12 protein-coding genes and 2 tRNA genes are annotated in these 14,676 nt (G+C 69.4%); 3 read left to right on the plus strand and 11 right to left on the minus strand.

The features are described from left to right. Window positions 1-257: 257 nt before the first annotated feature. The 4 genes from ndk to OHA55_RS08410 form a co-directional block, all read right to left on the minus strand. Window positions 258-671, minus strand: coding sequence for a nucleoside-diphosphate kinase (gene ndk / locus OHA55_RS08395; RefSeq protein ID WP_266704304.1), 414 nt, complete (start codon window positions 669-671; stop codon window positions 258-260). Window positions 672-791: 120 nt separating this feature from the next. Then, window positions 792-1,154 carry a DUF4233 domain-containing protein gene (locus tag OHA55_RS08400; protein ID WP_266704305.1) on the minus strand — a complete coding sequence of 121 codons (363 nt, stop codon included), beginning with the start codon at window positions 1,152-1,154 and terminating at the stop codon, window positions 792-794. Between the two features lie 5 nt (window positions 1,155-1,159). Continuing rightward, on the minus strand, window positions 1,160-2,692 hold the full coding sequence (locus OHA55_RS08405) for a folylpolyglutamate synthase/dihydrofolate synthase family protein (RefSeq protein WP_266704307.1): 1,533 nt from the start codon (window positions 2,690-2,692) through the stop codon (window positions 1,160-1,162). Window positions 2,693-2,824: 132 nt separating this feature from the next. Beyond that, on the minus strand, window positions 2,825-5,446 hold the full coding sequence (locus OHA55_RS08410) for a valine--tRNA ligase (protein ID WP_266704309.1): 2,622 nt from the start codon (window positions 5,444-5,446) through the stop codon (window positions 2,825-2,827). Window positions 5,447-5,583: 137 nt separating this feature from the next. On the opposite strand from OHA55_RS08410, the gene OHA55_RS08415 reads away from it, so the two are divergent. Then, window positions 5,584-6,639: a hypothetical protein gene (locus tag OHA55_RS08415; protein WP_266704311.1), complete on the plus strand. Its 1,056-nt coding sequence runs from the start codon at window positions 5,584-5,586 to the stop codon at window positions 6,637-6,639. 65 nt (window positions 6,640-6,704) lie between these two features. Here OHA55_RS08415 and clpX read toward each other — a convergent pair whose 3' ends face one another. The 5 genes from clpX to OHA55_RS08440 all read right to left on the minus strand — a co-directional run bounded on the left by clpX (window position 6,705) and on the right by OHA55_RS08440 (window position 11,580). Then, window positions 6,705-8,003, minus strand: a complete 1,299-nt coding sequence (gene clpX, locus OHA55_RS08420) for an ATP-dependent Clp protease ATP-binding subunit ClpX (protein WP_266704313.1) — start codon at window positions 8,001-8,003, stop codon at window positions 6,705-6,707. Window positions 8,004-8,160: 157 nt separating this feature from the next. Continuing rightward, window positions 8,161-8,844 carry an ATP-dependent Clp protease proteolytic subunit gene (locus OHA55_RS08425; protein ID WP_323180468.1) on the minus strand — a complete coding sequence of 228 codons (684 nt, stop codon included), beginning with the start codon at window positions 8,842-8,844 and terminating at the stop codon, window positions 8,161-8,163. A gap of 92 nt (window positions 8,845-8,936) precedes the next feature. Next, window positions 8,937-9,542, minus strand: a complete 606-nt coding sequence (locus tag OHA55_RS08430; protein WP_266710486.1) for an ATP-dependent Clp protease proteolytic subunit — start codon at window positions 9,540-9,542, stop codon at window positions 8,937-8,939. Window positions 9,543-9,959: 417 nt separating this feature from the next. Next, complete coding sequence (tig, locus tag OHA55_RS08435; protein WP_266704315.1) at window positions 9,960-11,354, minus strand: trigger factor; 1,395 nt, start codon at window positions 11,352-11,354, stop codon at window positions 9,960-9,962. 149 nt (window positions 11,355-11,503) lie between these two features. Then, window positions 11,504-11,580: transfer RNA gene (locus OHA55_RS08440), tRNA-Pro, on the minus strand. A 222-nt stretch (window positions 11,581-11,802) separates the two neighbouring features. Here OHA55_RS08440 and OHA55_RS08445 point away from each other — a divergent pair. Beyond that, window positions 11,803-11,876, plus strand: a tRNA-Gly gene (locus OHA55_RS08445). A gap of 245 nt (window positions 11,877-12,121) precedes the next feature. Here the strand turns inward: OHA55_RS08445 and OHA55_RS08450 are convergent. Further along, window positions 12,122-12,316 (minus strand): hypothetical protein, encoded by a 195-nt coding sequence (locus tag OHA55_RS08450; protein WP_266704317.1) that lies wholly within the window; start codon window positions 12,314-12,316, stop codon window positions 12,122-12,124. A gap of 501 nt (window positions 12,317-12,817) precedes the next feature. Between OHA55_RS08450 and OHA55_RS08455 the strand changes: the two genes are divergently transcribed. After that, on the plus strand, window positions 12,818-14,005 hold the full coding sequence (locus OHA55_RS08455) for an acyltransferase family protein (protein ID WP_266704319.1): 1,188 nt from the start codon (window positions 12,818-12,820) through the stop codon (window positions 14,003-14,005). 70 nt (window positions 14,006-14,075) lie between these two features. Here the strand turns inward: OHA55_RS08455 and OHA55_RS08460 are convergent, their stop codons facing one another. Then, window positions 14,076-14,576, minus strand: a complete 501-nt coding sequence (locus OHA55_RS08460; protein ID WP_266704321.1) for an HD domain-containing protein — start codon at window positions 14,574-14,576, stop codon at window positions 14,076-14,078. Window positions 14,577-14,676: the final 100 nt, after the last annotated feature.

Genomic DNA, 14,676 nt, shown 5'->3' on the forward strand with positions numbered 1-14,676 from the left:
CTTCCCGAAGAAAGCATGATGGCTGGATCTGGTCGGCGAATCCGGCGCGCTGCGGGTGTGGAAGCTTCCATCGTAGTGCCGGGTGCACAGACACAGCGCGAGGGGCATTCGCCTTACCGGGTGGAACGACGACCCGCTCCACCTATGGTGACGTTACGTCGGTGGGATGCGTTCCCGCGATCGGACCACGTATACCGAAGGGCGACCGAATTAATTCGGTCGCCCCGGGTCACCAGCGCTGTTTGGCCGATCAACCGTCAGGACAGACCCGGAAAGAAAAGCTTCAGTTCTCGCTCGGCGGACTCCTCGGAGTCCGAGGCGTGGATGAGGTTCTCGCGGGTGATCGTCCCGAAGTCGCCGCGGACGGAACCGGGGGCGGCCGCGATCGGGTCGGTCGGGCCGGCCAGAGCGCGGACGCCCTCGATGACCCGCTCACCCTCGGCGACCAGAGCCACGACCGGACCGGAGGCCATGAACTCCACGAGCGGCTCGTAGAACGGGCGGCCCTTGTGCTCGCCGTAGTGGGCTTCCAGCGTGTCCCCGTCGAGCGTGCGCATCTCCAGGGCGGTGATCCGCCAGCCGGCCTTGCGCTCGATGCGGCCGACGATCTCACCGATCAGCCCGCGCCGGACCGCGTCCGGCTTGAGGAGAACGAGGGTGCGCTGGGTCATGTGGAGCGGCTCCTTGCGAGTGACGGGGTGCGGGAGAGCGAGATTACAGGGACGGGCCTGGACCCCGACGGGTGGGGTTACACAGGGTCAAGCTCAGGGGTGGGCATGTGCCCCGCAGGGTCAGCCGGCGGCCGGGGCCGTGTCCGACCCGGCCTCCATGGCCGCCCAGCGGGCCTTCGCCTCGTCGATCTTCCGGCCGTAGTGCACCGACGCCCACCACAGGGCGGCGAAGGCGACACCGAGGAAGTACATCACCGGGACGAAGACGCCGCTCACCACGAGGGCGATCTGGAGTGCCCAGCCCAGCGCGACACCGCCGCGGCGGCCGATCATGCCGCAGAGCAGTACGGAGAGCAGCATGCCGATGCCGCACACGGTCCAGACGGTCCCCGCCGTCAGGTCGTCGGACTTCATCGCGACGAGTCCGGCGAAGCCGATCACGAAGAACTCACCGATCAGCGTCGACGCGCAGAGCGTACGCACGGGGGTCAGCCCCTTCCCAGAAGCAGCCGGGCCTCGCCGACCGTGATCACGGAACCGGTCACCAGCACGCCGGCGCCCGCGTATTCGTCCTCTTCCTCGGCGAGGGTGATCGCCGCTTCCAGCGCGTCGTCGAGCCGGGGCTCCACCTGGACGCGCTCGTCGCCGAAGACCTCCACCGCGACGGCGGCCAGGGCGTCGGCGTCCATCGCCCGCGCGCTGGAGTTCTGGGTGACGACGACCTCGGCGAAGATCGGCTCGAAGGCTTCGAGGAGTCCGCGCACGTCCTTGTCGTCGCTGGCGCCGACGACACCGATGAGCCGGGAGAAGCCGAAGGCCTCGGAGAGCCCCTCGGCGGTGGCACGGGCACCCGCCGGGTTGTGGGCGGCGTCCAGGACGACGGTCGGGCTGGAGCGGACCACCTCCAGACGGCCCGGCGAGCGGACCGAGGCGAAGGCCGTGCGGATCGCGTCGATGTCGAGCGAGCGGGTCTGCTCGCCGCCGATCCCGAAGAACGCCTCCACCGCGGCGAGCGCAACGGCCGCGTTGTGCGCCTGGTGGGCGCCGTACAGCGGGAGGAAGACGTCGGTGTACTCGGAGGCCGGGCCGCCCAGTCCGCGCAGCGTCAGCAGCTGGCCGCCGACCGCGATCTCGCGGGAGACGACACCGAACTCCATGCCCTCGCGGGCCACCGTCGCGTCGGCCTCGACGGCCTTCTTGAGCATCACCTGCGCGGCGTCCACCGGTTGCTGGGCGAGGACGACCGTCGCGCCCTGCTTGATGATCCCGGACTTCTCCCCGGCGATCTCGGCGGGGGTGTTGCCGAGCCGGTCGGTGTGGTCGAGCGAGATCGGGGTGACGACCGCGACGTTCGCGTCGATCACGTTGGTGGCGTCCCAGGTGCCGCCCATGCCGACCTCGATCACGGCGACGTCGACCGGCGCGTCGGCGAAGGCCGCGTACGCCATGCCCGTCAGCACCTCGAAGAAGGAGAGGCGGTACGGCTGCTGGGCGTCGACCATCTCGACGTACGGCTTGATGTCCTCGTACGTCTCGACGAACCGCTCGGGGGCGATCGGGGAGCCGTCCAGGCTGATCCGCTCGGTGATCGACTGGACGTGCGGCGAGGTGTAGCGGCCGGTGCGCAGGTCGAAGGCGTTCAACAGGGCCTCGATCATGCGGGCCGTGCTGGTCTTGCCGTTCGTACCGGTGATGTGGATGGAGGGGTACGCGCGCTGGGGCTCGCCGAGCACGTCCATCAGGGCGGCGATCCGGGTCACGGAGGGTTCGAGCTTGGTCTCACCCCAGCGCCCGGCCAGCTCCTGCTCCACGGCGCGCAGCGCCTCGGCGGTCTCGGGGTCCTCGGGCGTGGCCGGGGGCGCGTCGGACACGGGCGGCCCGGACTGGGTGCGCAGGGTGCGGCTCCCGGCCTCGATCACCGCCAGGTCGGGGTCGCGCTGGGTTGCTTCGTCCACGATCTCCGCGAAGGTGTCGTCGGACTCTGACGCGTCGTGCCGGTCTGAAGGGCGGGGCTCACTCACGGGGCCAGTCTACGGATCGGCGCGGACATCGTGCGCAGCGCCCGCGCCCGGGCCGGGAGCCCGGGGCTTTCCGGGACACGGCGAGGCCCCCGCACCCCTGGTCGCGGGGGTACGGGGGCCTCGCCCGGGTCGTCAGCCCTGCGGCAGGTTCGCCAGCTGGGCGTTGATCCGCTCGATGTCGGCGTTGGCCTTGGCGAGCCGGGCGTGGATCTTCTCGACCACGTTGTCCGGCGCCTTGGCGAGGAACGCCTCGTTGCCGAGCTTGCCGTTGGCCTGCGCCTTCTCCTTCTCGGCGGCGCCCAGGTCCTTCGTGAGGCGCTTGCGCTCGGCCTCGACGTCGATGGCCCCGGACAGGTCGAGGGCGACCTGCGCGCCGGCCACCGGCAGGGTGGCGGTGGCGTGGAAGCCCTCCTCGGCCGGCTGGAGGCGCAGCAGCTGGCGGATGGCCGCCTCGTGCGCGGTCAGCGCCGTACCGGTCAGGGTCAGCTGGGCGGGGACCTTCTGGCCCGCCTTGAGACCCTGGTCGCCCTTGAAGCGGCGGACCTCGGTGACGACCTGCTGGACCAGGGCGATCTCGGCCTCGGCCGCGTCGTCGCGGAAGCCGGAGTCCTTCGGCCACTCGGCGACGACGACGGACTCGCCACCCGTGAGGGTGGTCCAGAGCGTCTCGGTGACGAACGGCACGATCGGGTGGAGCAGCCGCAGCGTCACGTCGAGGACCTCGCCGAGGACCCGGCCGGAGACCTTGGCCTGCTCGCCGCCGGCGAAGAACGTGGTCTTCGACAGCTCGACGTACCAGTCGAAGACCTCGTCCCACGCGAAGTGGTAGAGGGCGTCGCTGAGCTTGGCGAACTGGAAGTCCTCGTAGAACGCGTCGGCGGCGGAGACCGTTTTGTTCAGGCGGGACAGGATCCAGCGGTCGGTGGCCGAGAGCTGGTCGGCCGGCGGGAGGTCTCCCTCCACGGTCGCGCCGTTCATCATCGCGAAGCGGGTGGCGTTCCAGATCTTGTTGGCGAAGTTCCGGGAGGCCTGGACCCAGTCCTCGCCGATCGGGACGTCCGTGCCGGGGTTCGCGCCCCGGGCGAGGGTGAAGCGGACGGCGTCGGAGCCGTACGTGTCCATCCAGTCCAGCGGGTCGACGACGTTGCCGAAGGACTTCGACATCTTCTTGCCGCGCTCGTCGCGGACGAGGCCGGTGAGGGCGATCGTCTTGAACGGGACCTCCCCGTCCATGACGTACAGGCCGAACATCATCATCCGGGCGACCCAGAAGAAGATGATGTCGTGGCCGGTGACGAGGACGTCGGTCGGATAGAACTTCTTGAGGTCCGGCGTCTTCTCGGGCCAGCCCAGCGTGGAGAACGGCCACAGGCCGGAGGAGAACCAGGTGTCCAGGACGTCCGTGTCCTGCGTCCAGCCCTCGCCCGTGGGCGGCTGTTCGTCGGGACCGACGCAGACGACCTGGCCTTCGGGGCCGTACCAGACGGGGATGCGGTGCCCCCACCAGAGCTGGCGCGAGATGCACCAGTCGCGGAGGTTGTCGACCCAGTCGAAGTACCGCTTCTCCATGTCCTTGGGGTGGATCGCGACCCGGCCGTCACGGACCGCGTCACCGGCGTCCTTGGCGAGGGTCTCGACCTTGACCCACCACTGGAGGGAGAGCCGGGGCTCGACCGTCGTGCGGCAGCGGGAGCAGTGTCCGACGGAGTGGACGTACGGACGCTTCTCGGCCACGATGCGGCCCTGCTCGCGCAGCGCGCCGACGATGGCGGACCTGGCCTCGAAGCGGTCGAGGCCCTCGAACGGACCGGGGACGGTGATGACGCCCCGCTCGTCCATGACGGTCAGCGACTCCAGGCCGTGGCGCTGGCCGATCGCGAAGTCGTTCGGGTCGTGCGCCGGGGTCACCTTGACGGCGCCCGTGCCGAACTCCGGGTCGACATGGGTGTCGGCGACGACGGGGATCGTGCGGTCGGTGAGCGGGAGCTTGATCCGCTTCCCGACGAGGTGCGTGTAGCGCTCGTCGTCCGGGTGGACGGCGACCGCGGTGTCGCCCAGCATCGTCTCGGCGCGGGTGGTGGCGACGACCAGCGTCTCCTCGCCCTCGCCGTACTGGATGGAGACCAGTTCGCCGTCGTCGTCCTGGTAGTCGACCTCGATGTCCGAGATGGCCGTCAGGCAGCGCGGGCACCAGTTGATGATGCGCTCGGCGCGGTAGATCAGCTCGTCGTCGTACATCTTCTTGAAGACGGTCTGGACGGCGGCGGAGAGGCCCTCGTCCATGGTGAAGCGCTCACGGGACCAGTCGACGCCGTCGCCGAGGCGGCGCATCTGGCCGAGGATCTTGCCGCCGTACTCTTCCTTCCACTGCCAGACGCGCTCGACGAACTCCTCGCGTCCCAGGTCGTGGCGGGACTTGCCCTCCTCGCCGAGCTGCTGCTCGACCTTGTTCTGGGTGGCGATGCCGGCGTGGTCCATGCCCGGCAGCCACAGCGTCTCGAACCCCTGCATCCGCTTGCGGCGGGTGAGGGCGTCCATCAGCGTGTGCTGGAACGCGTGGCCGAGGTGCAGGGAGCCCGTGACGTTCGGCGGCGGGATGACGATGGTGTACGGGGGCTTGTCGCTCGTGGCGTCCGCCGTGAAGTAACCGCGCTCTACCCAGCGCTCGTACAGCTCCCCCTCTACCTCGGCCGGCGCGTACTGGGTCGGCAGTTCGGGGTTGCTGGCTGGCGCATGCGATGAGTTCTCGGTCACGGGACACAGTTTAGGGCCGTCACGGTCCTGCTCCGAAACCGGTTTGTTCGGTAACGGTGTGCCTGCTGGTGTCCCACGCGGGGACGGCTTCCGACAGGATGTTCGGAACGCATAAGCATTCTGGAGGGGACAGCACCATGAGCAACGACCAGCCGGGGCCGTACGGCAGCCAGCCGCCGCAGGGAGGGCCCGGCCCCTACGGCCAGCAGCCCGGACCGTACGGCCAGCAGCCGAACCCGTACGGCCAGCCGCCGCAGGGCGGACAGCCCGGCTACGGCTACCCCCAGCAGGCCCCCCAGGGTGTCCCTCCGCAGCAGCCTCCGGCCCCGCCCGCGCAGGGGTACGGCTACCCGCAGGGCCAGCAGCCCGGCCCCTACGGCCAGCAGCCCGGACCGTACGGCCAGCAGCCGAACCCGTACGGGCAGCAGCCGCCCACTCCCCCGTACGGAGGCCAGCCGGCCTACCCGGGGCAGCCGGGCGTGCCGCCGTTCCAGCAGCCGAAGAAGAAGCGGACCGGCCTGATCGTGACGGCCGTCGTCGTGGCGCTGGCCGTCGTCGCCGGCGGCGCCTACCTGCTGACCTCGGGCGGCAACAGCGACGTGGCGGACTCCACCAAGGGGTACAAGATCACACCGCCGGCCTCGGTGGAGGACTACAAGCGGGACACCTCGGAGGACGAGCCGGGGAAGGCGCTGACCGGAAAGGACAAGACCGAGGCCGAGGCGCTGGGGATGAAGGACCCCCACCAGGTCGGTACGCAGTACGTCAGCGGCGATCTGGAGAAGAACCCGCTCACCACCAAGCTGCTCCTCTTCCAGGGCGGTTGGGGCGAGATCTCGGACCCGGAGAAGGCCATCGACGGTTCGTTCCTGAGCGCCCAGAAGACGGCGGCGTCGGACGAGGACGGCACGGGCACGCTCGTCGGCAGCCCCAAGAAGGTCGAGCCCGCCGGTTTCGACGGGGCCCTGATGAAGTGCCAGGACTCCAAGGTCGCGAACGAGGGTGGCGACGGCACCGTGGAGAACGGCCCCAAGGAGATGACGATGCCCATATGCATCTGGGCCGACTACAGCACCGTGGGCATCGTGGTCGGGTTCGACGTCGGCGGCGCCATGACCAACAAGCCGATGAGCCAGGACGAGACGGCGGCCCTCGCCGCCAAGCTCTACGCCACCTCCCGCACCAAGGCCTGATCCGCGGAACACGAGAGGGCGCCCGGCCGTCGGCCGGGCGCCCTCTCGTGTGTTGGCGGGCGTGGCTACGCGGACTTCTCGTGCCTGCCGCCGTCGTTCTTGCCGATCGTGCGCGGCTCGCGCGGGACCAGCGTGGGGTTCACGTTGTTGCGGACCACGTCCGGGGTGATGACCACGCGGGCGACGTCCTTGCGGGACGGGACCTCGTACATCACGGACTGGAGGACTTCCTCCATGATGGCGCGCAGGCCGCGGGCGCCGGTCTGCCGCAGGATCGCCTGGTCGGCGATGGCCTCCAGCGCCTCGCGCTCGAAGTCCAGCTCCACACCGTCGAGTTCGAAGAGCCGCTGGTACTGCTTCACCAGGGCGTTGCGCGGCTCGATGAGGATCTGCAGCAGCGCCTCGCGGTCCAGGTTGTGGACCGAGGTGAGGACGGGGAGACGGCCGATGAACTCCGGGATCATCCCGAACTTCACCAGGTCCTCCGGCATGACCTCCTGGAACTGGTCGCTGGCCTGGATCTCCAGCTTGGAGCGGATCGTCGCGCCGAAACCGATGCCCTTGGCGCCGGACCGGGACTCGATGATCTTCTCCAGTCCGGAGAAGGCGCCGCCCACGATGAACAGGACGTTCGTCGTGTCGATCTGGATGAATTCCTGGTGCGGGTGCTTCCGGCCGCCCTGCGGCGGTACGGAGGCGGTGGTGCCCTCCAGGATCTTCAGCAGCGCCTGCTGCACGCCTTCGCCCGATACGTCGCGCGTGATCGACGGGTTCTCGCTCTTGCGGGCGACCTTGTCGATCTCGTCGATGTAGATGATCCCGGTCTCGGCCTTCTTGACGTCGTAGTCGGCCGCCTGGATCAGCTTCAGCAGGATGTTCTCGACGTCCTCGCCGACGTAGCCGGCCTCCGTCAGCGCCGTCGCGTCGGCGATGGCGAACGGGACGTTGAGCATGCGGGCCAGCGTCTGCGCGAGCAGCGTCTTGCCGGAACCCGTGGGGCCCAGCAGGAGGATGTTCGACTTGGCGAGCTCGATCGCGTCCTCGCGACTGGAGCCACCGCCGTTCTCCCCGGCCTGGACCCGCTTGTAGTGGTTGTACACCGCGACCGAGAGGGCCTTCTTCGCGGGCTCCTGCCCGACGACGTACCCCTCCAGGAACTCGTAGATCTCGCGCGGCTTGGGAAGTTCTTCCCAGCGCACTTCCGAGGTCTCGGCGAGCTCCTCCTCGATGATCTCGTTGCAGAGATCGATGCACTCGTCGCAGATGTACACACCGGGTCCCGCGATGAGCTTCTTCACCTGCTTCTGGCTCTTTCCGCAGAACGAGCACTTGAGCAGGTCGCCGCCATCACCGATGCGTGCCACGAGGTGCTTCCCCTTCGCCTGGGAGACGCCTGGTTCAGCGACTCCTGGTGCCTCTCTTCGACGGTACCTTGCCTGGCCCCCCGTTCGGGCCCCCCTTGGCACGGTTCACACGTCCGGAAACCGGCCGCGTGTCCGCGCCAAGGGGAAAAGGCCGACGTCAGACCACGGCTCCGGCCGAAGTCTTGCGGGTGGAGACGATCTGGTCGACCAGACCGTAGGCCAGCGCCTCTTCGGCGGTGAGGATCTTGTCGCGCTCGATGTCCTCGCTGATCTTCTCCAGCGGGGTGGTCGAGTGCTTCGCCAGCATCTGCTCCAGCTGGGTCCGCATGCGGAGGATCTCGTTGGCCGCGATCTCCAGGTCGGAGAGCTGCTCGCGGCCGGTCTGCGAGGACGGCTGGTGGATGAGCACCCGCGCGTGCGGGAGCGCCATGCGCTTGCCGGGGGTGCCGGCGGCGAGCAGGACCGCGGCGGCGGAGGCCGCCTGGCCCATGCAGACCGTCTGGATGTCCGGCTTCACGAACTGCATCGTGTCGTAGATCGCGGTGAGCGCGGTGAACGAGCCGCCGGGGCTGTTGATGTAGATCGAGATGTCCCGGTCCGGGTCCATCGACTCCAGGCACATCAGCTGCGCCATGACGTCGTTGGCCGACGCGTCGTCGATCTGCACGCCGAGGAAGATGATGCGCTCCTCGAAGAGCTTCGCGTAGGGGTCGTACTCGCGCACGCCCTGCGAGGTGCGCTCCACGAAGCGCGGCACGATGTAGCGGTTGTCCACCTGCGGGCCGGTGTAGAGGCCGCTCGCGGAGGCGCCGGGGAAGTTGTTCATGTGGGTGTTCACCATCCTGGTGGCGTTCTGTGGGCTGGTTTCTCGGCGCACGTTCATGGCGTTACGAGAGGTGTGTGCGGAAGCGGGGCCGTCCGGGGTGAGCCGGATCAGGCACCGGTGCCGCCGCCGCCCGGGATGCCCGACGCGAACGTGATGATCTCGTCGATGAGGCCGTACTCCTTGGCCTCCTCCGCGGTGTACCAGCGGTCGCGGTCGCCGTCGCGGATGATCGTCTCCACGGTCTGGCCGGAGTGGTGGGCGGTGATCTCCGCCATCCGCTTCTTGGTGCGCAGGAGGTACTCGGCCTGGATCTTGATGTCCGAGGCGGTACCGCCGATGCCGGCCGAACCCTGGTGCATGAGGATGTCGGTGTTGGGAAGCGCGAAGCGCTTGCCCGCGGCGCCGCCGGTGAGCAGGAACTGGCCCATGGAGGCCGCCATGCCCATGCCGATGGTGACGACGTCGTTCGGGATGTACTGCATGGTGTCGTAGACCGCCATGCCGGCCGTCACCGAGCCGCCGGGGCTGTTGATGTAGAGGTAGATGTCCTTGTCCGGGTCGGCGGCAAGGAGCAGCAGCTGTGCGGTGATCTTGTTGGCGATGTCATCGTCGACCTGCTGACCGAGGAAGATGATGCGCTCGCCGAGCAGTCGGCTGTAGACCTGGTCGCCGAGGCCACCACCGAGGGACGGCTCTCCGGCGGCGTAGGGCATCAGATTCGTCACGTATCCACCTGCTCGTCTCTGACGGCTCCGGCCGTCTCAGCGTCTTCGTACCGGGCGGGCCGGGACTACCCGACCCTTCCTCTTCATGGACCCTAACGCGCAGGTGGAACAAGACCATCCCGCTTCCATAACTGTTCGCTGGGAGCGCAAGGTACGCAGTGCGCACAAGGGTTCTGAGGGTTCGTCGCGGACGCGCCGGAGCGGGCCGCGAGCCCCCTACGGGGAGCGTACGGGCCCTCGGTGCGGGCGTGGCCCCCGGGGGCGTACGACGGCGCTCCCGGGGCCCCCGGGAGCCTTGCGGGCGTCCGGGGCCGGGCACACGGGGCGTACGGCCCGGGCGGATACGACGACGGGCCCCGGACGGCGTGATGCGTCCGGGGCCCGTCGTGCGGATCAGCGGGAGGCTCAGGCCTCCGTCTTCTCCTCGGCCGAGGCCTCGTCGGAGTCGGACTCGGTGGCGGCCTCGGCCGTCTCCTCCTCGGTCTCCTCCTCGTCCTCCAGGTCGACGATCTCACCGTTGGTGTCGGTGACCTTCGCGGCCTCGACGACCAGCGCGAGCGCCTTGCCGCGGGCGACCTCGCCGACGAGCATCGGCACCTGGCCACCCTCGACGACGGCCTGGGCGAACTGGTCGGGGCTCATGCCGGAGGAAGCAGCGCGCCGCATGAGGTGCTCGGTGAGCTCCTCCTGGTTGACGTTCAGCTTCTCCTTGTTGACGATCTCGTCCAGCAGGAACTGGGTCTTGATGCCCTTGACGGCCTGCTCCGAGGTCTCGGCCTCGAACTCCTCGACGGTCTTGCCCTGGATCTCCAGGAACTTCGCCAGGTCGAGGCCCATCTGGCCGAGCTGGTGGTGCTCCAGGTTGTGCTTGCGGGTGTTGATCTCGTCCGCGAGCAGCTTCTCCGGGATCGGGACCTCGGCGAGCTTCAGCAGCTCCTCGAGGACGCGCTCCTGGGCCTGGGTGGCCTGGTCGTACTGCTTGGTGTTCTCCAGGCGCTTGCGGCTGTCGGCGCGCAGCTCCTCCAGCGTGTCGAACTCGCTCGCCATCTGGGCGAACTCGTCGTCCAGCTCGGGCAGTTCACGGGCGGCGACGGCGGTGACCTTGACGGTGACCTCCGCTTCCTTGCCCTCGGCCGAGCCGCCCTTCAGCTCGGAGGTGAAGGTGGCCTCGCCACCGGCCTCCAGGCCCTTGACGGCCTCGTCGATGCCTTCGAGGAGCTCGCCGGAACCGATGGTGTACGAGACACCGTCGGCCACGCCGTCCTCCAGGACCTCGCCGTCGACCTTGGCCTGCAGGTCGATCGTCACGACGTCACCCTCGGCGGCGGCGCGCTCGACCGGGTTGGTGGAGGCGAAGCGCTCGCGGAGCTGCTCCACGGCCTTCTCGATGTCCTCGTCGCTGACCTCGAGGGCGTCCACGGTGACCTCGATGCCGGAGTAGTCCGGGATCTCGATCTCGGGGCGCACGTCCACCTCGGCGGTGAAGGAGAGCAGCTCGCCGTCCTTCAGCTCGGTGATGTCGACGTCGGGCTGGCCGAGGACGTTCAGCTCACCCTCGTTGACCGCCTCGGTGTAGAACTTCGGGAGGGCGTCGTTGACGGCCTCCTCCAGAACCGCACCGCGGCCGAACCGCTGGTCGATGACGCGGGCCGGGATCTTGCCCTTGCGGAAGCCCTTCACCGTGACCTGCTGGTTGATCTTCTTGTACGCCGCGTCGAGGCTGTCCTTGAGCTCCTCGAAGGGCACCTCGATGCTGAGCCGAACCCGGGTCGGGTTCAGGGTCTCCACGGCGCTCTTCACGGTTCGGTCTCCTTGGTGGCTGACTTCGGGGGGTCCCGCCCGCCGCCATGTCGGCGGCTTCGCGGATCGGCCCGGCTCATCAGACACACGGGCACGCAATTTGCATAGTAACGGCAAGGGGGATGACTACCCCAATGCGATCTTCCTGGTGGTCGGGGTGGCCGGATTCGAACCGACGACCTTCCGCTCCCAAAGCGGACGCGCTACCAAGCTGCGCCACACCCCGTCGGTGCGACACAGAGGGTACATGCAGAAAGGGCGCCCTTCCGCCGCTTTCCGGCGGCCCTGCGGCAGATGGCCCGCTCCGGCTACGGCAGCGGGCGGAGGGCGCCGGGCGCATTCCCGGTCCGCCGGGGGCGCGCCCCCGGGTAAGGGTGTGCGAGCACCGGCTCCGACCCGCTACGATGCTCTTCGTAACCGGGGCCGTTCACGGCACCGGTGCGGTCTTGCGGGCGTAGCTCAATGGTAGAGCCCTAGTCTTCCAAACTAGCTACGCGGGTTCGATTCCCGTCGCCCGCTCCATGACGAAGGCCCGGTGCCGCGTCCCGTGATGTCACGGAACGCGGCACCGGGCCTTCGCCGTTGACCGGAGGCGTCCGCCGTACGCGAATCGCGTGGGCTTCCGCCGCACGGGAGTCCCGTGGGCGGCCGCCGTACGCGGCGCCGCCGGCCGTGGGGACGGCGGCCGGCGGCGCGGCGGTCTTCGAACGCGGACCGGCCGGCCGGGAGCAGCGCCGCGCGGGGCTCCGCCGGCGAACGCTCCCGGCTCAGAAGCTGATCTGGTTGATCGTTTCCGCTATGGAGTTCATGAACCTGTTGATCGAGGGCGCCATGCCCGTCGACGCCAGGAAGAACCCGAAGAGAATCGCGACGATCGCCGGTCCGGCCTTGATGGATCCGCCACGGATCAGCACCACCAGGATGATCGCCAACATCAGCACCACAGACAGCGAAATGGCCACGACTGCTCACACCCTAGGTCGGTCCGCCTTGCCGGCCCGGGGGCGCGCTCCGTCGCACGCCCTCCGTCCACCCCATCGTGCCATCAACTCCCGTGGGGGCGACGAGTGCTGACGGAGTGACCTGGCTGGTTTTCGCCATTCGCGCCGCCCCTGCGCCCGGAGCCTCCCGGAGCCGCGGGCGCCCCCGGCCGGGCGGCTCGCGGGGCCGTCACGCGGGCGATCGGCATTCGGTGGCCCCGGTTCGCGGGACCCCGCACGGAGGCGGACCTCCCGCGCGGACACCACAAGGATTCACTCGCTCCCCACAGACCGCGCGCATGATGCGCGCGGAGGGAGTGCCGTAATTCACACCTCTTCATTCCTGGGTGATGTGCGCCCTTCGGGAGTTACTCAACCGGCATAGCGGACATAACGTGGGGGTTTCGGCGTTGAATCGGGGGGCAGGCGCGAGGCTTCCGACGCACTTCACGAAAAAGCGAAAGACAGGTCCGGGTTCTCCGAATGTTCTCTGCTCCGAGTCGTACACAGCGGACCGCGCTCCCGCCGGAGGCCCTGGACCCGGAGTCCGGACCCCGATCCGCGGCGGCCGCGGTCACGACTCCCCCGGCACCCGCGCCGGCGCCGCGGGACTCCGCTCCGGCGGCCAAAAGGCGCGATCCGTACTTCGACAATGTGAAGTATCTGGCCATCGTGCTGGTGGCCGTGGCGCACTCCTGGGAACCGCTGATGGGCGACAGCCGGGCGGCCCGCGCGCTGTACATGGTCATCTACACGTTCCACATGCCCGCGTTCATCCTCGTCTCCGGCTACTTCTCCCGGTCCTTCGACGCGAGCCCGGCCAGGATGAAGCGGCTCGTCACCGGGGTCGCGGTCCCCTATGTGGTCTTCGAGACGGCGTATTCGCTGTTCAGGCGGTACGCGGGCGGGGAACCGGACGCACCGGTCACGCTGCTCGACCCGCTCTTCCTGACCTGGTTCCTGGCCGCCCTGCTCATCTGGCGGCTCACCACCCCGCTCTGGCGGACGCTCCGCCACCCGCTCCCCGTCGCCCTCGCCATGGCCGCTCTCGCCTCGGTCTGCCCCGGCATCGGTGACGATCTGGACCTGCAACGCGTGCTGCAGTTCCTGCCGTTCTTCGTCCTGGGCGTGCTGGCCCGTCCCGAGCACTTCGCGTGGGTGCGCCGGCGCGAGGTGCGGCTGCTCTCGCTGCCGCTCTTCGCCGGGGCGCTGGTGTGCGCGTACGCGGTGGCCCCGCACATGCGGCTCGACTGGTTCTACCGCAGTGACAGCGCCCAGGAGATCGGGGCGCCCTGGTGGTCCGGCGTCATGATGACGCTGCTGATGTTCGGCTGCGCGATTCTGCTCACCGCCGGATTCCTGTCCTGGGTGCCGTCCCGGACGACCTGGTTCACGGCCCTGGGCGCCGGGACCATCTGCGGGTACCTGCTGCACGGCTTCCTGATCCGGGGCGCCGAGTACGCGGGGCTGATCGACGAGAACGCGTGGCTCTCCAGCCCCGCGGGACTGGTGCTCGTCACGGTGACCGCGGCGGCGGCCGTCACGCTGCTGTGCACCCCGCCGGTCCGCAGGGTGATGCGGTTCGCCACCGAGCCGGACATGAGCTGGGCCTTCCGCCGGAGCCCCGCCGCCCCCGCGACCGGTGCGGCGGAGGGGACACCGGCCCGCTGAGCCCTCCGCTCCACGCCGGGCCGGCCCGGCCTTCGGCCCGGACCGGTCTCAGTTCGGGCCCGGGCCGGTCTCAGTTCGGGCCAGGGTTGGCCGAATTCGTTCGGTCTGGAATCGATTCATCGACTTGGAGACCCAGAAGTCGCCGTACATCGGCATATTTCTCGGTCAGCCGGTCACGGGTCGCCGGCTCCAGCACCGCCAGGCGGACCGGGTCCGCGTTGTGGGCGAGGTCCGCCTTCTTGATCAGCAGGGCCCCCGGGGTGGCGAGAATCCTCGCGGCGTACGCCGCCGGTTCCTCGCCCTTCTCCCGAGTGAGGGCCAGCACCAGTTCCTTGGTGTGCGGGGTGAGCGGTGCGCCGTCCAGCCACTCCCGGCCCAGCACCCCGTCCTCGACGGAGTCGTGCAGCCAGGCGGCGGCGATCTGCTCGGGACCGCCGCCCCCGGCCCGCACCCCTTCGGCCACGGCCGCCAGGTGTTCGGCGTACGGGCGGCCCGCCTTGTCGGTCTGTGCGGCGTGCGCGGCGCGGGCGAGCGCCTCCACCTCGGTCAGGGTCAGCAAGGGCTCCGGCATGGGCCGACTCTACGGGCGGGCGCCGGGCGGGGACAGAGAGCCGGAACCTGGCCGGCCGAGCCGACGCCGAGGGCCTCGCGCACCCCCGTCCGGACGGCTT

This window comes from Streptomyces sp. NBC_00102, assembly GCF_026343115.1.
GTDB lineage: Bacteria > Actinomycetota > Actinomycetes > Streptomycetales > Streptomycetaceae > Streptomyces.